Here is a 20345-nt window from a genome sequence, read left to right on the forward strand (position 1 = left end):
CTAGCTAATGGCTGGTTCATGGATACAGCGTATCGAAAAAGCTTTAGTCCTGCGGCAGCATGAACAAGCTTATCGATATCGCAAGCAAGTAAGTTGCGGTAATAACCGTATATTGATCTACCAGGGCAAACGTTATCTAAATTTTTCCAGTAATGACTACCTTGGGCTGGCGCGTCACCCAGAGGTTATTGCTGCCTGGCAGGAGGCGGCAGTAGAGGAAGGAATTGGCTCGGGTGGTTCGGGCCATGTTATCGGTTATAGTCTGAGACATCAGCGGCTAGAAAGCCGGTTAGCTTACTGGCTTGGTTTTCCACGTGCATTATTATTTTGCTCTGGTTATGTCGCTAATCAAGCAGTCGTAAGCGCATTGACAGCAGCTGGCGATCATATTCTAGCGGATCGTTTGAGCCATTCCTCTTTAATTCAAGCGGCTATTCAATCTCCGGCGGAGCTAAGACGTTTTCGCCATAACGACGTTAGTGCGTTACAACGGTTACTGCAACGCTTTTGTGTTGGTAACCGCTTGGTAATCACAGAAGGTGTTTTCAGCATGGATGGCGATCAGGCGCCATTGCCTGCGATGATACAATGTACACATACTGTAGATGGCTGGTTGATGGTGGATGATGCCCATGGTTTCGGTGTATTAGGTGCAGAGGGACGCGGATGTTGCTGGGATAAAGACTCTCGTCCGGATGTGCTAATAGTGACGTTTGGTAAAGCGGTAGGGGTGAGTGGTGCCGCAGTTTTGTGCCAGGTACCCGTTGCAGAATATCTACTACAGTTTGCCACGCATCTGATTTATAGCACAGCCCTACCTCCAGCAACAGTAGCAGCGATAGACGCAGCTCTTACTGTTATCTGTAGCGGTCGGGGAGAAGTCTTACGTCAGCGGTTGCGATACTATATTGATAGCTTTCGCTATGGTGCACAGGCACTTGGTTATGCGTTAGCACCATCAGAAACAGCTATTCAGCCACTATTAATAGGCGATAATTTCAGTGCATTAATTTTGGCAAACAAGCTACGGGAACGTGGCCTATGGTTAACCGCTATTCGTCCACCCACAGTGCCATCTGGTACCGCTCGCCTACGTATAACCCTGACGGCCGCCCATAAGTACGGGGATATTCAACAACTACTGGAAGCATTGGCTAATGTTAAGCACACGTAATCTAGCCATCCGCCATAAAAAAGGTATAGCTCGTAGTTTTAGCCGTGCAGCGCCGCATTATGATCGCTACGCAGCTTTTCAACGTGATTGTGGCGAACGTTTAAGGTCATTGATGGGTCCCCGACACGGTAAGTTATTTCTAGACGCCGGTTGCGGTACCGGATGGTTCAGCCGTTGCTGGCAACGTGATGGTAATTCGGTGATTGCGTTAGATCTTTCTTTTGCCATGCTAGCGAGTGCCCAACAACAAAACTCAGCGGACGCCTATATTATCGGTGATATCGAGCAGCTACCGCTAGCGACGGCAGCTGTTGAATGTGTGTTTAGTAACCTAGCTGTCCAGTGGTGCGAAAATTTACCGCAGGTGCTAGCACAATTTCACCGTATACTACGTCCAGGTGGGGTCCTAGCCGTATCCACTTTAGCCCAGGGATCTCTTGATGAACTAGAACAAGCATGGAGGCAAGTCGACAATGGTATGCATATTAACCGTTTTCTTCCATATCTAGATATTGCAGCAGCTTTCAATCCCTATAACCACCAAATAGTCATAGAACAAAAAACCCTACATTATTCGCAATTGATAGATTTGTTGCGTGAAATTCAAGGGGTAGGCGCTAGCTATTTATACCAAGGTCGTCCATCAGGGCTGACTAGCCGTACTCGCTTCCGCGCACTGGAGGAAGCCTGGCCTAAGCATTCGCTAGGATTACCGCTAAGCTATCAACTAGTTTATGGAGTGCTCTATCGTGACTAAACGTTATTTCATCACTGGAACCGATACTGATATCGGTAAGACCATAGCTGCCTGCGCGTTACTACAGGCTGCAGCTCGCGCTGGCCATCGGGCTGCTGGCTATAAGCCAGTAGCTGCCGGTTGTCATCTCACCCTTGACGGACCTCGCAATAGCGATGCATTAGCACTGCTAGCTAATAGCAATATAACGTTGTGTTATTCGCAGGTGAACCCACTAGCTTTTATTGAGCCTACTTCCCCCCATATCGCTTGCCACGAAGAAGGAAGGAATATAGATTTCTCTGAGCTATCTAATGGGCTCAGAGTGATCGAAATGCAATCTAATTGGATTGTAGTAGAAGGTGCAGGTGGTTGGTTTACTCCTCTAGGAGACGAACTTCTCTATAGTGACTGGGTAAGCGCTGAGCGACTCCCTGTAATATTAGTTATTGGCATCAAGTTAGGCTGTATTAATCACGCTCTGCTGACGGCACTAGCAGTACGGCAGTTAGGTCTACAACTAGTTGGTTGGATTGCCAACTACCCACAACCAACGACACACCGCCCGCAAGACTATTTGGTAGCGTTGCGTAATAGGCTAGATATGCCATTGATAGGTGAAATTCCGTGGCTAAGCGACATTGATAGAGTATCATTAGCTAATTATATAGATTTAGCCAAAATTATTAGGTGAGATGTTTAGTCTAATAATGGTAAGATAACATCTAATGCCTGACGCAATAAAGTACGGTCGTGATAGTGTTCCTCGCCCGTAGCTACCAGTGGTAGCTGAATGACGATACGTTCGCTTATCGAACCTGATGTAACACCAGGCCCAATAATCATTCCATTAATGACTTTTTCGCGGCCTATAGCCTGTTCCATCATGATTACTTTTTGTATTAATGATAGATTAGCAGCAGCTATGCTGAGCTCACGACCTAAATTATCTAAATAAATCATAGGTGCACTAGTATGGCGTAACGCTTGAGTTAAGTCATCGAGTAATAATAATGGCATCAAGCTAGTCAGAAAACTACCTGGACCAATAATAATCAGATCAGCATCCGTAATAGCTTGCAGCGCCTCGCGCGTGGCTGGTACGACTGCCGAAAGTTTCATTTGCGCTGGTAACTCTCTTAACCGGTCTACTGCCACCTCTCCGTAAATAATTTCACCGCTAGCCGTGATTGCCAGCAGATCTATTGGGTGTTCAGACATCGGAATAAGGCTAGCATTTACTTTAAGCAGATGACGAATAAAATTTACGGCTTCTAGCGGTCGCACGCTAAGATTATCTAGCGCCTTAAGCATCAGATTGCCGAGGTGGTGACCGGCTAATTCTCCCTGACCGTCAAAGCGGTATTCAAACATCGCGGATGCAATACTAGGCTCAACAATCAGTTGATTAAGGCAGTTACGAGTATCGCCCCAGGCTATACCTCCTTCCGACTTACGGATACGACCAGACGAGCCGCCATTATCAGTTGTGGTTACAATGCCAGTCAATCGTGAGCCTAGTGAGGAAAGTGCTGACATCACCCTACCTAATCCATGTCCGCCACCTAATGCCACTACTTGATCTAAATCGGCTAAAGTTCGATTGTGCATACATCTCCTGGCAATCCTGGCAATTAAGAAAGACGGTGTCTAATGCCGAATGAGGCATAAAATAGCTAATTTAGCTCAAAAAGCGAAATAACTCAGAGCAAATGAAATTCCGCTTTTAGGATGAGCGTATGAATTAAAGATGTTTGATCAGATGGTATATCTATATGATGGTATATCTATATCTGGAAAATTATGATAATTGATTATTTGCGTATAGAATCACTGTATAACTTGACTTGTGTTATTCTATTAGTATCAGTAAGAGCTGAGGCTCGCTTGGCTTATATTTAATGCTATTACATAACAAAGCGCCCTCTCTCGCTAAGCTGTCAATGTACGAATATTTATCAGAGATATATATCAATAATTTCACTAATTCATGTCAATGTGACCTTTCACTACAACGGTACTTAGTACTAAATTTGGAGAAGTAATGATTGCTATTGCCGTTAAAGGCATTATGAAAAAGTTTAATGATCACACGGTGCTCAAAAATATTGATTTAACGGTACATGTCGGTGAAGTTTTAGCTATTGTAGGTCCCAGCGGCTCCGGTAAAACAACTTTACTACGGAGTATTAATCTCCTAGAAATACCGGACCGTGGTTCTATTAAGGTGGGCAATATCACCATTGATACTAGTATTCCGTTACATCGTCAAAAAAACCAGATTCGTAACCTACGTCAGCAGGTAGGGTTTGTTTTTCAAAATTTTAATCTTTTTCCGCATAGATCAGTACTAGACAATATTATCGAAGGTCTGATTGTGGTAAAAAAGGAACAGCGTGAAGAAGCAGTAGCCCGAGCAATCGAGCTACTCGATAAGGTTGGTCTGCGCGATAAACAGAACGTTTTTCCTAAAATGCTATCTGGTGGTCAGCAGCAAAGGGTTGCTATTGCACGCGCCTTAGCGATGCGCCCAGCTGTTATATTATTCGACGAACCAACTTCTGCGCTTGATCCAGAACTAGTAGGGGAGGTTCTTAGCACTATCCGTAACCTAGCAGATGAGCAGCGTACAATGGTTATTGTAACCCATGAGATAAGTTTTGCACGCGATGTAGCAGACCGTGCCATTTTTATGGCAGATGGTCATATCGTCGAGGAAGGTCTAGCGTTAGATCTGTTCACGCATCCTATGCATAAACGTACGAAATCCTTTCTCAATACCTTTCTTAGTGCACAAAATAGAACGACTAATTTAGTATAATATACTATATTTTGCTTGTAGATATATCTATAGAACTACCAGAACCAGCTAACTCTTGAGCGTCTAGTTAAGCTTATTTTTCTTATGTTTACTGGAATTGAGGATTTATACAATGACGATAAGGAAATTAGTGTTAATACGTCACGGCGAAAGCCTATGGAATTATGAAAACCGTTTTACAGGATGGACTGATATTGATCTCTCAGATGAAGGTAGCAACGAAGCAAAACAGGCTGGGCAGGTACTAAAAGAGGAAGGGTTTATCTTCGACTTTGCGTATACATCAGTACTTAAACGTGCTATTCACACCCTATGGTATGTACTGGATGAATTAGATCAAGCTTGGCTGCCCGTCGAAAAATCGTGGCGTCTTAATGAGCGCCATTATGGTGCCTTACAGGGTCTTAACAAAGCTGAAATGGCTGTAAAATATGGTGACGAACAGGTAAAACAGTGGCGACGCGGCTTTACCGTTACCCCACCTGCATTGACTAGCGATGATAAACGTTTTCCAGGCTATGACATACGCTACGCTCAGCTGAGCGCTAATGAGCTACCTACTACTGAAAGTTTAGTGATGACTATCAATCGTATTCTTCCTTATTGGAATAGTGCTATCCTACCGCGCATAAATAAAGGTGAGCGAGTATTCATCGCAGCACACGGTAATTCTCTCAGGGCAATTATAACATTCTTAGATAATCTCAGTGAAAAAGAAATTATGAAACTAAATATTCCAACTGGAGTACCACTGATATATGAATTTAATAATCATATGATACCTATTAAGCATTATTACTTAGGTAATGCTGATCCAGTTACAGCTCAAGTTGCTTTTATGGCGAAATAATACATTATTATTTATTAGAACTACAGATATGCACTCATACTCTGACTGTTTAATTTCTCTTTAACAGTAGTGAGTTAATATGAATCAAATTTTTAACTTTAGTTCAGGACCGGCGATCTTACCAGCAGAAGTACTACAACATGCTAAGCAAGAACTGTGCAATTGGCATGGATTAGGGACGTCTATTATGGAAATGAGCCATCGTAGTAAAGAATTTCTTCAAGTGGCGCAGGAATTAGAACAAGATCTACGCGAGCTACTAAACGTTCCTGAGAACTATAAGGTATTGTTTTGCCATGGTGGTGCTCGCGCACAGTTTGCAGCAATACCAATGAACCTACTGGGATCAGCTAAGACAGCGGACTATATTTACTGTGGCTACTGGGCGCATAGCGCCGCCAAAGAAGCGCAGAAATATTGCAGCCCTAGGATTATTAATGTGATTACTAATATCAATGATAGACTAGGTATTAAACCGATGAGAGAATGGTCTCTGTCTACCGATAGCGCTTATGTGCACTACTGCCCTAATGAAACTATTGACGGAATTGCTATTGATGAGCTACCGAATTTCGACGATAAAATTGTGGTAGCTGATTTTTCCTCCACTATTTTGTCACGTCCGCTGGACGTGAGCAGGTTCGGTGTTATTTACGCAAGTGGGCAAAAAAATATTGGTCCTGCTGGCCTCACACTAGTCATAGTGCGCGATGATCTACTAAAGCGGACCAGTAAAACATTACCGTCTATTCTAGATTATCAGGTCTTGGCTAACAACAAATCGATGTTTAATACTCCACCAACCTTTGCTTGGTATATCTCCGGTCTAGTGTTGAAATGGCTGAAGGTCCAAGGCGGACCATTTGAAATGGAGAAACGTAATCAAACTAAAGCAGATCTACTATATCGTACCATAGACGACAGCGATTTTTACTACAATAGTGTTCTACCTGCGAATCGTTCTTGCATGAATGTACCATTTAAACTTACAAATGATGCTTTAGAGGAATTGTTTCTTGAAGAATCTAAAGATGCAGGACTCCATGCGCTGCAAGGACACCGTGTGGTAGGTGGTATGCGAGCTTCATTATACAATGCAATGCCGTTAGAAGGCGTGCAGACTCTGGTTCAATTTATGCAAAGCTTCGCCAGCCGCCATGGCTAAACTCAGTAAGCAAATGAGCTAGTTATTAACATGCGAGAATTACTAACCCTACAACCTATCGTACGAGTTAATGGTACCATTAATCTACCTGGATCGAAGAGTATCTCTAATCGCGCATTATTATTAGCTGCTCAGGCTTTTGGTACAACTTGTTTGATTAATTTGCTTGACAGCGATGACGTACGCTACATGCTAGGAGCTTTGAGTAAACTCGGCATTAACTATCGCTTATCTGCAGATCGCAGGTGCTGTGAGATAGATGGCATCGGTAGCCCACTACGCGTAAATACCGCGCTATCGTTATTCCTTGGTAACGCTGGTACTGCCTTGCGGATACTTGCTGGAGCGCTGTGCTTGCAAGATCAGGAAATTATTCTGACCGGTGATCAGCGTATGAAAGAGCGACCGATCGGACATTTGGTAGATGCCTTACGTCAAGGTGGTGCGGAAATATATTATCTAGAGCAGGATAATTATCCACCGGTACTTTTACGAGGAGGTTTTTGTAGTGGCGACATAACAATAGACTGTAGTTTATCCAGCCAATTTCTCACCGCATTGCTAATGATGGTACCGCTGGCATCGCAGGATAGATATATTCGTATCAAGGGAACATTAGTCTCTAAACCCTATATAGATATTACCTTAGCTATGATGAAAAGTTTTGGTATTGTGGTACCACACAATAAATATCAGACTTTTTATATTCAGGGTGGTAACCAATACCGTTCTCCAGGTAACTATCTAGTGGAAGGGGATGCTTCTAGTGCATCCTATTTTCTAGCAGCTGCGGCAATTCGCGGCGGTACAGTAAGAGTGACCGGAATCGGTAGCCACAGCGTACAAGGAGACATCCGTTTCGCAGATGTGCTAGAAAAAATGGGAGCTACCATTAGTTGGGGAGATAATTACATCGAATGTACTCGTGGTACGCTTAATGCTATCGATATGGACATGAACGCGATTCCTGACGCTGCAATGACTATCGCTACCACGGCATTATTCACTCATACAGGTACTACAACAACTTTGCGTAATATCTATAACTGGCGTCTTAAGGAGACCAATAGGCTGGTGGCTATGGCTACCGAATTACGTAAAGTAGGAGCAACGGTGGTAGAGGGTAAGGATTACCTATCTATAAAACCTCCAGCTGTGCTTAAAACAGCAGATATTTCTACCTACAACGATCATAGGATTGCCATGTGTTTCGCGCTAGTAGCACTATCTAATACGCCCATTACTATAATTGATCCTAAATGCACCCATAAAACCTTCCCAGATTTTTTTGAACTCTTTAGAGCTATTAGTATTATAAAATTATAACTGTTACTCTACCCTCTACCGTTTGATAATTATAAATCATCAATATAATTAGCTATTTGAGACAGAAAAAAGAAAGAAGATAATGACAGTGATAGTACCAGTCATCACCGTAGATGGACCAAGCGGTTCCGGAAAAGGAAAAATATGCCAAGTTCTAGCCGAAAGATTACAGTGGAATATATTAGATTCCGGTGCTCTTTATCGTGTATTAGCGCTAGCTGCGCTACACCATCAGATATTGATCGATAACGAAGAAGCACTGGTATCGTTAGCTGTACATCTAAACGTACGTTTGATTATAAAAAATGGGCAATTTAGCGTGGTACTAGAAGGGAAAGAGATAAGCCAAGTCATTCGTAACGAGATCATTAGTAATACTGCCTCACAAATTGCGGCTTTTCCACGGGTCCGCGAGGCATTACTATATCGTCAGCGCGCGTTCCGTGTTGCTCCAGGATTAATAGCTGATGGGCGCGATATGGGTACAGGAATCTTTCCAGATGCGTTAGTGAAAATTTTTCTCGATGCATCTTTAGAAGAAAGAGCGCAACGCCGCATGCGGCAGTTGCAGGAAAAAGGCTTTAATGTTAACTTTGAGCACCTTTTATCTTCGATAAAAGAACGGGACGAACGTGATCGAAATCGTACTGTGGCTCCTCTAGAGCCAGCGTCAGATGCGTTTGTGCTTGACTCCACTAAGCTGACTATCGACGCAGTGATAGCCAGGGTTCTCGGGCATGTCAAGAAAATTTTTTGATTGTCATGACGACTAGACAGTGTCATTTTAATTACCCTGTTGCAGGATAAGTAACAGGGCGTGTATAGCAACCCCATCAAGTAGGATGGACGTTAATAAAAAATTTGAAGATTATCAAATATGACAAAATCTTTTGCTCAACTCTTTGAAGAATCTCTGAAAAACATCGCAACCAGTCCGGGTTCCATCGTTCGCGGTACTGTAGTTTCTATTGCCAAAGACGTGGTTTTAGTTGATGCTGGCCTCAAATCTGAATCCGCTATTCCTATAGCGCAATTTTGTAATGCCCAGGGAGAACTAGAAATAGAAGTTAATGATCAGGTTGATGTAGCGTTAGATGCAGTAGAAGATGGTTTCGGTGAGACTCTACTTTCTCGTGAAAAAGCCAAGCGTCACGAAGCCTGGTTGATACTAGAAAGAGCTTACGAAGAAGCTGCAACCGTTATCGGAATAATAAATAGTAAAGTTAAGGGTGGTTTTACCGTTGAATTGAACGGTATTCGTGCTTTCTTGCCTGGTTCTTTAGTTGACATGCGTCCTGTTCGTGACACACTACATCTCGAAGGCAAAGAACTAGAGTTTAAAGTCATCAAGCTAGATCAAAAACGTAATAATGTCGTTGTTTCGCGTCGTGCAGTGATTGAATCTGAAAATAGTTTTGAACGAGATCAGCTGCTGGAAAATATGCAGGAGGGCATAGAAGCTAAAGGTATTGTAAAGAATCTTACCGACTACGGCGCATTTGTTGATCTAGGTGGTGTAGACGGTCTACTACACATTACTGATATGGCCTGGAAGCGTGTTAAGCATCCAAGCGAGATCGTAAATGTAGGCGATGAAATTATTGTAAAAATTCTAAAATTTGATCGAGAGCGCACCCGTGTATCTCTTGGTTTAAAACAATTAGGGCAAGATCCATGGGTTGCTATTGCTAAACGTTACCCGGAAGGGTCTCGTCTGGCAGGACGAGTAACTAATCTTACCGACTATGGCTGCTTTGTTGAAATAGAAGCAGGTGTTGAAGGACTAGTACACGTATCAGAAATGGACTGGACGAATAAAAACATCCATCCGTCTAAAGTAGTTAACGTAAACGATATAGTAGAAGTTATGGTACTTGATGTCGACGAAGAACGTCGTCGTATTTCCCTAGGTTTGAAACAGTGCCAAGCTAATCCGTGGCAAAAGTTCGCTGCAAACCATGATAAAGGTGACCGCGTTGAAGGAAAAATTAAATCTATTACCGATTTTGGTATTTTTATCGGTCTCGAAGGAGGTATCGACGGTCTAGTTCATTTGTCCGACATTTTCTGGAATGTCTCCGGCGAAGAAGCAGCGCGTGAGTATAAAAAAGGTGATGAAATAGCTGCGGTAGTTTTACAGGTTGACGCTGAACGCGAGCGTATCTCTTTAGGCATTAAGCAGTTAGATGACGATCATTTTCATAACTACTTATCTTTAAATAAGAAAGGTACGCTTGTGACTGGTAAAGTAACCGCAGTGGATACTAAAGGTGCTACAGTTGAATTAGCAAGCGGCGTTGAAGGTTATTTGCGTACTTCTGAAGCTGATCGTAGAGAAGATACAACCCTATTATTGAATGTTGGCGACAACATTGAAGCGAAATTAACCGGGGTTGATCGAACAAATAGGATTGTCAACCTATCAGTTCGCGCTAAAGACGAAGTTGATGATAAAAATACGATAACTAATAAGCAGGAAGAAAATCACTTCTCCAACGCTATGGTTGAAGCTTTCAAAGCAGCTACCAAAAGCTAGTAATAACTAGAGAGTAGAGTGTAGTAGAAAAAAACTCATGTTTAGCAGTGTAACCTTGGATAATTCATGACCAAGTCAGAACTTATTGAGAGGCTTGCTAGCAAGCATCTACAAACCAAATTAGTTGAGGAGGCAGTGAAAGAGATGCTCGAACATATGGCAACAACACTAGCCAGCGGTGAGCGCATCGAAATACGTGGTTTCGGCAGTTTTTCTATTCGATACCGTGCCCCGCGTATCGGACGTAATCCAAAAACAGGAGAGAAAGTAGAATTGGAAGGTAAATACGTTCCCTACTTTAAACCGGGTAAAGAGTTACGCGACCGGGCTAACGTTTAAGTTTTTCAGTTAGGACAGGATGGGCTAACTACCCACTTTACTATACTTAGTTAAAGTGGGTAAAATAGTCCTATGCTTCTAATGCTTACTTCTAAAATGCATACGATACTAAATGATCACCAACTATCTACATTTTCAACGCAGCTATGGAGATGCCAGTATCTTTCTTTGACCTACAGTCTACTGGAATACTTTTTTCCCGTATCACGTATGATTCAGAGCAAGTAGCTTTCTCCTGCTCCGGCGCGCTCATTAACATAATCCCCGTGAAGGTGCTTCTCTAATGTGATAGCACCGCTAGTTTCAGTTGCTATACAGTTGGTATCAAAGCGTTGATGAGTAAGAACATACAAAAGACTATGGGGCAGGTGACTACTCGTGCTAAACAGATGCTACAATGTCACAAAGAGGTGTTAATCTTTGGTAGACAATAGATAGAAAATGAGCGCTTTAAGCACGTAAGCAATCGTATACGTCAACAAGGTATTAAGATGGTCGTTGCCTCATCGTTATCAGATCCACTCATTCAGTTTTTAGCCTCTCTTGCTTTGGCACTGATACTCTATGCTGCTGCTAGTTTTCCTTCTATCATAAATACGCTTACCGTTAGTACTATTACTGTAGTTTTCTCGTCGATGATTGCTATCATGCGTCCGCTTAAATCCTTAACGAATGTAAATGTACAGTTTCAGCGTGGTATTGCTGCCTGCCAGACGCTGTTTTCAATTTTGGATATGGAAACAGAAAAAGACGAAGGAACACGAGAAATTAAACGTGTAAAAGGAGACAGCGCTTTCAACTATGTAACATTTGCCTATCCCGGAAAAAATATACCATCGCTACATGACATTTACTTAACTATCCCTACTGGAAAAACTGTTGCGCTAGTTGGACGTTCTGGTTCTGGTAAATCGACAATGGCTAATTTACTGACCAGTTTTGACAATATTCAGAAAGGTAAAATATGGCTTATACAACAGACTTTATCGATCAAATTTGGTCTAGCGCATCATTAGTTTTACATTGTGTTGCTGCCACTGTCCTGGCTATATGGTCTAGTCAGCAATCTTATCCATTTCAGCTACCGTTATGGTAGGTGTCAAAAACACCGTTTATTTATACCAGTAGTTGTAGTTAGTAACCGGAATGCTGGTGGTAATAGGTTGGGCAATGGTAAAATATCGGTAGTACTGTAGCTAGTATAACAATTACAGTAGCGTGGCTAGCAGGTAGGTATTGTTTGTATCTCGTGGATATGGCGGTAAAGCTAACGAATATCCGTTGTTGATCGATGCTATTGTTGATTTGGTATTACCAACTTATCTTATGCGCGAACGTGCAACCAGGTAACAAACAGTACAAGCAGTTATCAATGTAGCTTCAACATGGTGCGGCGATTAATCTACTTAGTGGTGAGTGCCGTATTTTAACTTAGTTGAAAACCGTAGTCGCGATAGCCGGCATTGGACATCAGCGAAGTAAGTAGCATTCTCAGATAAGCCACGCTCTTAGCATTAACTTCTAGCCTAGCGAAGAAGTGCTGTGAATCGCTGAAAATAACTGAACTGAAAGGATGCAAGTTCTGCCTTCTGTTACTTCTGAAACAAGTAGAGCAGGCTATAGGACGCTACCGCGGCAACATACTTTAGACTTGACAACTTGACATAGTATTTATTATAGCTTACTTATTTTTGGAGGCATTATGGATCATTACTTATTAGAAATAATTGCTTGCCCGGTATGTAATGGAAAACTTTACTTCAACAAAGAACAGCAGGAGCTAATTTGTCAGTTAGATGCGCTGGCTTATCCAGTTCGTGCCAACATCCCAGTACTACTTAAAAGCGAAGCACGTACTATAACCATGAATGAGACTAATTCATCAGTTTTGTAATTCCTGCTCGCTTCATGTCTAGCCGTTTACCTGGTAAACTAACGGGAGGCCTATGGTTGTACTGGTGATACACGTTAGGGTAAGGTCGCAACAAATCATTTCGGAGTGTTCCAGGCTATTAAAAATGCTGGCGGAGAAGTTTGTTTGACATCGATATCAGTCTGGTACCGAACGAAACTAATGGAGGAATTCATCGTTAGTTAGAACTTTAGCAATGATTAAATTATGGTTAATATGTAATGCATGAGCCGCTGATACTACCTATGATCAGCAGCAACGAACTAGCTCAAGTTTACTTGTTACTAGTAGTAACTACTAACTAGACTACTGAGTTTGAGTTAGTAAAAACTTTACTACATCGCTAAACTGTTTCATATAGATGTCTATTGATGACATATCTAATCCATCATTTTTCACCATATATTTTCCGTTGATAAAAATGGCTGGTACTCCACGCAATTGGAAATTAAGAGCGGCATTTTCTTGCTGTCTTCGCAAGGACTTCACTACAAAGCTGTTCCATGCAGAATCGTACTCTTTCGCGTTTACCCCCGCTTTAATAAAAACAGTTCTAATATCGTCCGGTGTTTGTACCGACTGGGTTTTCTGCACTGCATAGAACATTAGCGGGCTGACTTTATCTTCTACGCCTAGCGCCATTGCTACTGCCCAGGCCTGGGTCAGCTGTTTACTAAGTGGTCCTAGGCAGTTGACATGGTATTTAGTAACTTTGGTATTAGCTGGCAGTGATTTTGTGACGCTACTAGAAATATGATATACCTGCTCAAATTGATAGCAGTGTGGGCAGTCAAAAGAAAAGAATTCCAGAACCTGTGGTTCACAGGTAGCAGGTTTATCGAGACAAATATATTCCTTACCTTCCGTAAATTGAACAGCTGAAGCATGACTTGCTAATGCAATACTTATTATTAGTATTAACACAATATTTTTCATCAGTATCAACATACTATACAGGTAAATTACTTAAGATAGTTTATCTCTTTATCTCTTTTAATTATTTGATAAGTATCAAAAAACACTGTTTTAAAACTTAATGTTAGTGTATTTAGGCTGATCGTAACTATTAAGTAAAGTATCATAACATGACATGATTCAGTAATTTTGTGTTAGGCAGAGACATTATTTATCTAACCTTCGGTGTTGACAAAAGGCTACGCTAAAGCGTAGCCTTATACATAAAGAGAATATTAACAAATCAAAATGGTTTTCTATCATGAACAATAAACCAGCAGCTTATAAGCTTGCTTTTGAATATCTCCGTAGAATGCCAGAAAAATTGAGTCCTGCTGATTATATCAAAAAATTTGAGCAGCTCGAATCAGAGTTTCGAACGCTTCTTGACTCTTCTAAGAGTCAAAGTAAATTTACTATTTGTCAATTATTATCCCGGCTTTGTGCAAAAAGATAAAATAGTCATAACAAATACATTACATTAACTTAAAAATAATTAGAACTGTTCACTTTGTCTGATATATACCACAATACGATAAGAACAAATTTTTGCCTATTAATTTATCTTATATGATATTTTTCGCACTTGCTCTTATTATGTATGCTATTTTAGTCTCTCAAGTGTAACTTAAGATAAATATCGTTCAAATGATAATAAAGCAAAGATTAAGTAACATGAACCTAGTTTTTTTTTGAAGCGTAATTACATTAGTCCTTGTGACCATCCTGTCAAATCAAAAACCCCTTAATGTGAGGGGTTTTTTTTTGCTTAGCACGTACGTATTGACTGGCACTGTCAGGTGGAAAAAAGATGATTAATCCCCTTTATAGAAAGCATATTATTTCTATCAATGATCTTAGCCGCAACGAACTGGAGCTGGTATTACACATAGCTACTGGTCTCAAATTGAGGCCACAGCCGGAATTACTGAAACATAAGATTATTGCCAGCTGTTTTTTCGAGGCTTCTACTCGAACTAGATTATCGTTTGAAACCGCTATTCACCGCCTTGGTGCATCAGTAGTTGGTTTCTCCGATGCTAGTAGCACCTCGCTTAGTCAAAAGGGTGAGACCCTAGCAGATACTGTTTCCGTTATTAGTACCTATGTGGATGCTATCATTATGCGCCATCCGCAGGAGGGTGCAGCACAATTGGCTACCGAGTTTTCCGGTCAGGTTCCTATCCTCAACGCAGGCGATGGCGGTAACCAGCATCCCACACAAACCTTACTTGACCTGTTCAATATTCATGAAACTCAGGGTAAGCTAGACCATCTTAGTATCGCGATGGTTGGTGACCTGAAATACGGTCGTACTGTACATTCACTAACTCAAGCGCTAACTAAATTCGACGGTAATCGTTTTTATTTTATCGCGCCTGACGCGCTAGGGATGCCCTCTTATATTTTACATACACTGATAGATAAAAACATTCAGTATAGTATGCATGTTAACCTAGCTGAAGTCATACCGGAGCTAGATATTCTATACATGACACGGGTACAAAAAGAGCGGTTAGATCCTGCAGAATACGTTAATATTAAAGCGCAGTTTGTACTACAGGCCAAGAATTTAACGCATGCTCGCGCTAATCTTAGGGTACTACATCCTTTACCACGGGTAGATGAAATAGCTTATGAGGTTGATAAAACACCCTACGCTTATTATTTTCAGCAAGCAGGTAATGGTGTTTTTACCCGCCAAGCTTTACTAGCGCTAGTTTTGAATCAACAACAGTTAGCATGATAATTGGATGGTATCAATGAATATAAGTCAGTATAATAAATTAAAGTTACAAGTAGAAGCGATTCACCGTGGCACAGTTATTGACCATATCCCAGCGCTGGTTGGTGTAAAACTGCTCAGTTTGTTTAAACTAGCTGCTACAGATGAACGTATAACTATTGGTTTAAATTTGCCGTCAAATAAGCAGGGGAAAAAAGATATAATCAAGATAGAAAATGTATTTTTGACTGAGAAGCAAGCTAACCAGTTAGCTATTTATGCGCCTTACGCTACAGTCAATCGTATTGATCATTATGATGTGGTATGCAAGCAAACTCTGATGTTACCGGAGCACATAGATCATGTATTTATTTGTCCGAATAGTCACTGTATTAGCCGTAGCGAGCTAGTGGCGTCAAGATTTAGTATTAAAACTAGAGGCCAGCAGATTCATTTAAAATGTAAATATTGCGAGAAAGTCTTTGAACACCGAGCGGTAGAATTAAGTCAGGTTGCCTAAATTAGAACTAAATCATGACTATTTTATGTATCAAAATAAATGGTATTATGTTCATAGTGATTAGAAGAGAATTTTTCTCTAGGAGAAGAAATGCATGAAGCGGATCATTCATACGAAAAATGCCCCAGCAGTCATCGGACCCTATGTACAAGGAATAGATATTGGTATTATGACTTTTATCTCTGGGCAAATACCAGTCTGTCCTTTTAGTGGACAAATAGCTAATAATATCATTGATCAGGTACGACAGTCATTAGAAAACATTAAAGCCATAGTAGAGGCAGCTAATTTAAAAGTAGCTAATATCATTAAAACAACAATTTTTCTAACTAATCTAAATGATTTTGCAATAGTTAATACTATTTATGAAAACTTTTTCACTGAGCATAACGCACCATTTCCTGCTCGTTCTTGTGTCGAAGTAACGCGACTACCGAAAGATGTTCAAATAGAGATTGAAGCTATTGCAGCGGTATGCTCTTAACTATTAGTTAACGATTAGTAAGACTCTGTCTGTTTATTTAAAATAATTGACTTAATTAGCATAGGTTGTAGAACTTTACTTGAAAAAGAATCATGGGTTAAAAAACCCGCACTCGGCGGGTTTAAGGATAAAAGCTACTCTATTAGAGAGCAGTAACGTCAGCAGCCGAGGGGCCTTTGGCGCCATTAGTAATTTCAAACTCTACGCGCTGACCTTCCGCTAATGTTTTAAAACCGTTACTCTGAATAGCGGAGAAGTGTACGAAAACATCCTTGCTGCCATCTTCAGGGGTAATAAAACCGAATCCTTTGGATTCATTAAACCATTTAACGTTACCTTTAATCTTAGACATCAAACTAACCCTTAAATAAATGATAGACACAAACTCTGTGTCGAATAGTAGTACAGCAACTGATAAGCTTTTTGTCCAGCGTTCGATGGTTAAACCGTGATAAATATTACTAAAATCACTTTAAATAGTGTTTATCGTTATTGCTGTCCTTAGATATCAGCAATGTGAATTGCTGCTACTGTCTTTTATATATTATACTAATAAGTCTGGCTTGGAAAACAAACAACCTTAACAGATGAAACAAACGGTGGTGGTTTTTAGTGGTGGACAGGATTCAACAACCTGCCTAATTCAAGCTTTGACCCAATATGATAAAGTGCATTGCCTTACCTTTGATTATGGACAGCGCCATCGTGCTGAAATTAATATAGCTCGTCGACTAGCAATTGCTTTAGGTGTTTATGTACATAAAGTAATCAATGCTAGTGTACTAAATATGCTAGCGGTGAGTAGCCTAACGCGGAATCATATGTTAGTACCAGTTTCGCCAGAAGATAAACATTTATCTAGTACTTTTGTACCGGGGCGTAATATTTTTTTCTTGACGTTAGCTGCAATTTACGCATATCAGATTGAAGCAGAAGTGATAATTACCGGAGTGTGCGAAACAGATTTCTCTGGCTATCCAGATTGCCGTAACAATTTCATTAGGGCACTGAATCAAGCCATTAATCTTGGTATGGCGCGCGATATACGTTTTATAACTCCACTCATGTGGCTAAATAAGGCTGAAACTTGGGCGCTAGCAGATTATTATAAAAAATTAGATTTAGTACGTAATGAAACGCTCACGTGTTATAACGGCTTAAAAGGTGAAGGTTGTAGACGTTGCTCTTCCTGTCATCTACGTTCCCGTGGCTTAGAAACTTATCAGCAGCAGCCGCAATTAATAATGTCATCGCTAAAAGCAAAAACGGGATTACGTTGAATAACCGCTGGTAAGTAGGACTAACCAGAATTGAGTGTTTCTTAACTTTCTTAAGTTAATGATTTGTATTCAGTCGCTCCATTCATGCTAAATGGCGCATTTTGCAATGCTAAGGTAAGTACTTCATCAATACGCTGTATAAATTGAATATTCAGATCATGAATAACAATAGTTGGCATATCTTCGAAATCACGTTTATTTTCATAAGGGATCAATACAGTTTTAATACCTCCCCTATGGGCAGCCAGTAGTTTTTCTTTTAACCCACCTATTGGCAAAACTTGACCGCGTAGTGTGATCTCTCCAGTCATTGCTACATTAGCTCTCACCGGATTGCCGGTAAGACATGATACCAGTGCGGTACACATAGCTATTCCAGCACTAGGACCATCTTTTGGCGTAGCCCCTTCTGGGACATGAACATGGATATCACGTTTTTCATAAAAATCGGGATGGATGCCAAGTTTATCTGCACGCGCGCGTACCACAGTCAGTGCAGCCTGAATTGACTCTTGCATCACTTCGCCCAGAGAACCTGTATAAGTTAGTTTTCCTTTACCAGGAACGCAGGCTGTTTCGATAGTGAGCAGCTCTCCGCCTACTTCAGTCCAGGCTAAACCTGTTACCTGTCCAATTCGGTTCTCTCCTTCCGCACGACCATAGTCAAAACGAGGCACGCCTAAAAAGTCTTTTAAGTTATTAGTATTAATAGTAATATATTTAATATTCTTATCTATAAGTAGTATTTTGACAGTTTTACGACATAGTTTCGAAATTTCACGTTCTAGATGACGAACGCCTGCTTCTCGGGTATAATAACGAATAATATCTACTAGCGCGCTGTCTTCTACAGTTAGTTCACCTGTTTTCAATCCATTACGTTCGAGCTGTTTAGCCAACAGATGCTGACGTGCGATATTTAGCTTTTCATCTTCGGTATATCCTGATAATCGAATGACTTCCATTCGATCTAGCAGCGGTGTTGGAATATTCATAGAGTTAGATGTAGCTACAAACATTACATCAGAAAGGTCGTAATCTACTTCTAAATAATGGTCGTTAAAGGTAATATTTTGTTCCGGATCTAAAACTTCTAGTAAAGCTGAAGCGGGATCACCACGCATATCTGATGACATCTTGTCAATTTCATCAAGTAAAAACAAGGGGTTTTTCACCCCGATTCTAGAAATTTTCTGGATAAGTTTACCTGGCATAGAACCAATATAAGTCCTACGATGACCACGTATCTCAGCTTCATCTCGTACTCCGCCCAACGCCATTCTAACGTATTGACGGCCGGTTGATTTTGCAATAGATTGACCAAGAGATGTTTTCCCGACCCCCGGTGGTCCTACTAAGCATAGTATTGGACCTTTAATTTTACTAACACGGCTCTGTACAGCAAGGTATTCTAAAATACGATCTTTTACCCGATTGAGACCATAGTGATCTTTATCAAGTATTTCCTGTGCTTTAACTAGATTTTTTTTGACTTTACTACGGGCATGCCATGGAACTGATAGCATCCAGTCGATATAACCGCGGACTACAGTAGCCTCAGCGGACATAGGCGACATCATCTTTAATTTTTGCAACTCGCTCTCAGTTTTTACACGCGCTTCCTGCGGCATTTTAGCGGCTTCTATCTTACGTCTTAGAGCTTCGTATTCGTCTGGTGCGTCATCCATCTCTCCTAACTCTTTCTGAATAGCTTTCATTTGTTCATTAAGATAATATTCTCGTTGGCTTTTCTCCATCTGTTTTTTGACACGATTGCGGATACGTTTTTCTACCTGTAATAAATCTATTTCTGACTCCATCATTGCCATCAAATATTCGAGACGCTCAGAAACGTCGGTCATTTCTAGCACTGACTGCTTATCAGCCAGTTTAAGCGGCATATGAGCTGCGATAGTATCAGCTAACCGTGCAGCATCTTCAATGCTATTTAGCGAAGTTAGAACTTCCGGCGGAATTTTTTTATTTAATTTGATATAACCTTCGAATTGATTAATAGCCGTACGAACTAGTACTGCCTGCTCACGCTCGTCTAGTTCTGGGATATCAAAATAGTCTGCCTCGGCAGTAAAATGATCGCCGCTATCGGCTAGTTTTATGATCCTAGCGCGCGTCAATCCTTCTACTAGGACTTTGACTGTGCCATCAGGCAATTTGAGCATCTGCAGAATAGATGATATGGTTCCGATTGAAAATAGATCGTTAGTGTTTGGTTCGTCAGTTAAAGCTTCTTTCTGTGCCACTAACATTATTTTTTTATCATTGTCCATAGCTGCCTCAAGACACCTAATAGATTTTTCTCGGCCGACAAACAGTGGGATGACCATATGCGGATAGACCACCACATCGCGCAGAGGCAATACGGGGATTTCCATGCGTTCGGAACGCTCAGTATTCGCATTCATAGAACTTTCTCTTCGTTTAGCTTCCGCCAGGTTTGTAGGACACGCAACACTCGGCTTATGCCAATTGTTATTTAATTATAATTGTATAGGTATTTGAAT

21 protein-coding genes and 1 pseudogene are annotated in these 20345 nt (G+C 41.1%); 18 read left to right on the plus strand and 4 right to left on the minus strand.

Features of this window, described 5'->3' with window-relative positions:
- The first annotated feature begins 7 nt into the window (after positions 1-7).
- From bioF to bioD, 3 genes are read left to right on the plus strand one after another with little or no spacing between them, the layout of a single operon-like run.
- Positions 8-1174 (plus strand): 8-amino-7-oxononanoate synthase, encoded by a 1167-nt coding sequence (gene bioF / locus IM45_RS01405; RefSeq protein WP_038498317.1) that lies wholly within the window; start codon positions 8-10, stop codon positions 1172-1174.
- Complete coding sequence (gene bioC, locus IM45_RS01410; protein WP_038498320.1) at positions 1158-1931, plus strand: malonyl-ACP O-methyltransferase BioC; 774 nt, start codon at positions 1158-1160, stop codon at positions 1929-1931. The genes bioF and bioC overlap by 17 nt, the downstream gene beginning before the upstream one ends.
- Positions 1924-2604, plus strand: coding sequence for a dethiobiotin synthase (gene bioD / locus IM45_RS01415; protein WP_038499528.1), 681 nt, complete (start codon positions 1924-1926; stop codon positions 2602-2604). Before bioC ends, bioD begins: the two co-directional genes overlap by 8 nt.
- Before the next feature lie 5 nt (positions 2605-2609).
- Here bioD and yvcK read toward each other — a convergent pair whose 3' ends face one another.
- Positions 2610-3521 (minus strand): uridine diphosphate-N-acetylglucosamine-binding protein YvcK, encoded by a 912-nt coding sequence (yvcK, locus tag IM45_RS01420; RefSeq protein ID WP_038498323.1) that lies wholly within the window; start codon positions 3519-3521, stop codon positions 2610-2612.
- A gap of 433 nt (positions 3522-3954) precedes the next feature.
- Here yvcK and tcyN point away from each other — a divergent pair, with 433 nt between their 5' ends.
- From tcyN to IM45_RS01465, 10 genes and pseudogenes are all read left to right on the plus strand, one after another.
- Positions 3955-4731, plus strand: a complete 777-nt coding sequence (gene tcyN, locus IM45_RS01425; protein WP_038498326.1) for an L-cystine ABC transporter ATP-binding protein TcyN — start codon at positions 3955-3957, stop codon at positions 4729-4731.
- Positions 4732-4843: 112 nt separating this feature from the next.
- Entirely contained in the window at positions 4844-5581 is a 738-nt protein-coding gene (gene gpmA / locus IM45_RS01430) for a 2,3-diphosphoglycerate-dependent phosphoglycerate mutase (RefSeq protein ID WP_038498329.1), read from the plus strand.
- A gap of 79 nt (positions 5582-5660) precedes the next feature.
- Positions 5661-6746 carry a 3-phosphoserine/phosphohydroxythreonine transaminase gene (gene serC, locus IM45_RS01435; RefSeq protein WP_038498332.1) on the plus strand — a complete coding sequence of 362 codons (1086 nt, stop codon included), beginning with the start codon at positions 5661-5663 and terminating at the stop codon, positions 6744-6746.
- A 30-nt stretch (positions 6747-6776) separates the two neighbouring features.
- The gene (aroA, locus tag IM45_RS01440; protein WP_038498335.1) at positions 6777-8072 is read left to right on the plus strand and encodes a 3-phosphoshikimate 1-carboxyvinyltransferase; all 1296 of its coding nucleotides are present in this window, start codon (positions 6777-6779) and stop codon (positions 8070-8072) included.
- 82 nt (positions 8073-8154) lie between these two features.
- Positions 8155-8829 carry a (d)CMP kinase gene (gene cmk / locus IM45_RS01445; protein WP_038498337.1) on the plus strand — a complete coding sequence of 225 codons (675 nt, stop codon included), beginning with the start codon at positions 8155-8157 and terminating at the stop codon, positions 8827-8829.
- 120 nt (positions 8830-8949) lie between these two features.
- Entirely contained in the window at positions 8950-10608 is a 1659-nt protein-coding gene (gene rpsA / locus IM45_RS01450) for a 30S ribosomal protein S1 (RefSeq protein ID WP_038498340.1), read from the plus strand.
- A gap of 66 nt (positions 10609-10674) precedes the next feature.
- On the plus strand, positions 10675-10947 hold the full coding sequence (gene ihfB, locus IM45_RS01455; RefSeq protein WP_038498343.1) for an integration host factor subunit beta: 273 nt from the start codon (positions 10675-10677) through the stop codon (positions 10945-10947).
- A gap of 131 nt (positions 10948-11078) precedes the next feature.
- Positions 11079-11918, plus strand: a pseudogene (locus tag IM45_RS01460) (ABC transporter transmembrane domain-containing protein); the annotation flags it as partial.
- 54 nt (positions 11919-11972) lie between these two features.
- Positions 11973-12143, plus strand: a complete 171-nt coding sequence (locus tag IM45_RS03775; RefSeq protein ID WP_260086657.1) for a tetraacyldisaccharide 4'-kinase — start codon at positions 11973-11975, stop codon at positions 12141-12143.
- 506 nt (positions 12144-12649) lie between these two features.
- Entirely contained in the window at positions 12650-12841 is a 192-nt protein-coding gene (locus IM45_RS01465) for a Trm112 family protein (protein ID WP_038498346.1), read from the plus strand.
- 324 nt (positions 12842-13165) lie between these two features.
- Here IM45_RS01465 and dsbA read toward each other — a convergent pair whose 3' ends face one another.
- The gene (gene dsbA / locus IM45_RS01470) at positions 13166-13795 is read right to left on the minus strand and encodes a thiol:disulfide interchange protein DsbA (RefSeq protein WP_038499531.1); all 630 of its coding nucleotides are present in this window, start codon (positions 13793-13795) and stop codon (positions 13166-13168) included.
- 280 nt (positions 13796-14075) lie between these two features.
- On the opposite strand from dsbA, the gene IM45_RS01475 reads away from it, so the two are divergent.
- From IM45_RS01475 to IM45_RS01490, 4 genes are all read left to right on the plus strand, one after another.
- Complete coding sequence (locus IM45_RS01475) at positions 14076-14270, plus strand: YdiH family protein (protein ID WP_038498349.1); 195 nt, start codon at positions 14076-14078, stop codon at positions 14268-14270.
- 354 nt (positions 14271-14624) lie between these two features.
- Positions 14625-15560: an aspartate carbamoyltransferase gene (gene pyrB / locus IM45_RS01480; RefSeq protein WP_038498352.1), complete on the plus strand. Its 936-nt coding sequence runs from the start codon at positions 14625-14627 to the stop codon at positions 15558-15560.
- Between the two features lie 16 nt (positions 15561-15576).
- Positions 15577-16059 carry an aspartate carbamoyltransferase regulatory subunit gene (pyrI, locus tag IM45_RS01485; RefSeq protein WP_038499534.1) on the plus strand — a complete coding sequence of 161 codons (483 nt, stop codon included), beginning with the start codon at positions 15577-15579 and terminating at the stop codon, positions 16057-16059.
- A 94-nt stretch (positions 16060-16153) separates the two neighbouring features.
- The gene (locus tag IM45_RS01490; RefSeq protein ID WP_038498354.1) at positions 16154-16543 is read left to right on the plus strand and encodes a Rid family detoxifying hydrolase; all 390 of its coding nucleotides are present in this window, start codon (positions 16154-16156) and stop codon (positions 16541-16543) included.
- Between the two features lie 142 nt (positions 16544-16685).
- Here the strand turns inward: IM45_RS01490 and cspE are convergent, their stop codons facing one another.
- Positions 16686-16895 (minus strand): transcription antiterminator/RNA stability regulator CspE, encoded by a 210-nt coding sequence (gene cspE / locus IM45_RS01495; protein WP_038498357.1) that lies wholly within the window; start codon positions 16893-16895, stop codon positions 16686-16688.
- Between the two features lie 235 nt (positions 16896-17130).
- Between cspE and queC the strand changes: the two genes are divergently transcribed.
- Positions 17131-17823, plus strand: a complete 693-nt coding sequence (gene queC, locus IM45_RS01500) for a 7-cyano-7-deazaguanine synthase QueC (RefSeq protein ID WP_038498360.1) — start codon at positions 17131-17133, stop codon at positions 17821-17823.
- 50 nt (positions 17824-17873) lie between these two features.
- Here the strand turns inward: queC and lon are convergent, their stop codons facing one another.
- Positions 17874-20246: an endopeptidase La gene (lon, locus tag IM45_RS01505; RefSeq protein WP_038498363.1), complete on the minus strand. Its 2373-nt coding sequence runs from the start codon at positions 20244-20246 to the stop codon at positions 17874-17876.
- Between the last annotated feature and the right edge of the window lie 99 nt (positions 20247-20345).

Origin of the sequence: Candidatus Palibaumannia cicadellinicola (assembly GCF_000754265.1) — a bacterium.
Classification (GTDB): Bacteria; Pseudomonadota; Gammaproteobacteria; order Enterobacterales; family Enterobacteriaceae; genus Baumannia; species Baumannia cicadellinicola_B.

Excerpts from the sequence above, each read along its gene's own strand:
- bioF (WP_038498317.1), top strand. The coding sequence starts at position 8 with ATGGCTGGTTCATGGATACAGCGTATCGAAAAAGCTTTAGTCCTGCGG.
- bioC (WP_038498320.1), top strand. The coding sequence starts at position 1,158 with ATGTTAAGCACACGTAATCTAGCCATCCGCCATAAAAAAGGTATAGCT.
- yvcK (WP_038498323.1), bottom strand. The coding sequence starts at position 3,521 with ATGCACAATCGAACTTTAGCCGATTTAGATCAAGTAGTGGCATTAGGT.
- tcyN (WP_038498326.1), top strand. The coding sequence starts at position 3,955 with ATGATTGCTATTGCCGTTAAAGGCATTATGAAAAAGTTTAATGATCAC.
- gpmA (WP_038498329.1), top strand. The coding sequence starts at position 4,844 with ATGACGATAAGGAAATTAGTGTTAATACGTCACGGCGAAAGCCTATGG.
- serC (WP_038498332.1), top strand. The coding sequence starts at position 5,661 with ATGAATCAAATTTTTAACTTTAGTTCAGGACCGGCGATCTTACCAGCA.
- aroA (WP_038498335.1), top strand. The coding sequence starts at position 6,777 with ATGCGAGAATTACTAACCCTACAACCTATCGTACGAGTTAATGGTACC.
- cmk (WP_038498337.1), top strand. The coding sequence starts at position 8,155 with ATGACAGTGATAGTACCAGTCATCACCGTAGATGGACCAAGCGGTTCC.
- rpsA (WP_038498340.1), top strand. The coding sequence starts at position 8,950 with ATGACAAAATCTTTTGCTCAACTCTTTGAAGAATCTCTGAAAAACATC.
- ihfB (WP_038498343.1), top strand. The coding sequence starts at position 10,675 with ATGACCAAGTCAGAACTTATTGAGAGGCTTGCTAGCAAGCATCTACAA.
- IM45_RS01465 (WP_038498346.1), top strand. The coding sequence starts at position 12,650 with ATGGATCATTACTTATTAGAAATAATTGCTTGCCCGGTATGTAATGGA.
- dsbA (WP_038499531.1), bottom strand. The coding sequence starts at position 13,795 with ATGAAAAATATTGTGTTAATACTAATAATAAGTATTGCATTAGCAAGT.
- IM45_RS01475 (WP_038498349.1), top strand. The coding sequence starts at position 14,076 with ATGAACAATAAACCAGCAGCTTATAAGCTTGCTTTTGAATATCTCCGT.
- pyrB (WP_038498352.1), top strand. The coding sequence starts at position 14,625 with ATGATTAATCCCCTTTATAGAAAGCATATTATTTCTATCAATGATCTT.
- pyrI (WP_038499534.1), top strand. The coding sequence starts at position 15,577 with ATGAATATAAGTCAGTATAATAAATTAAAGTTACAAGTAGAAGCGATT.
- IM45_RS01490 (WP_038498354.1), top strand. The coding sequence starts at position 16,154 with ATGAAGCGGATCATTCATACGAAAAATGCCCCAGCAGTCATCGGACCC.
- cspE (WP_038498357.1), bottom strand. The coding sequence starts at position 16,895 with ATGTCTAAGATTAAAGGTAACGTTAAATGGTTTAATGAATCCAAAGGA.
- queC (WP_038498360.1), top strand. The coding sequence starts at position 17,131 with ATGAAACAAACGGTGGTGGTTTTTAGTGGTGGACAGGATTCAACAACC.
- lon (WP_038498363.1), bottom strand. The coding sequence starts at position 20,246 with ATGAATGCGAATACTGAGCGTTCCGAACGCATGGAAATCCCCGTATTG.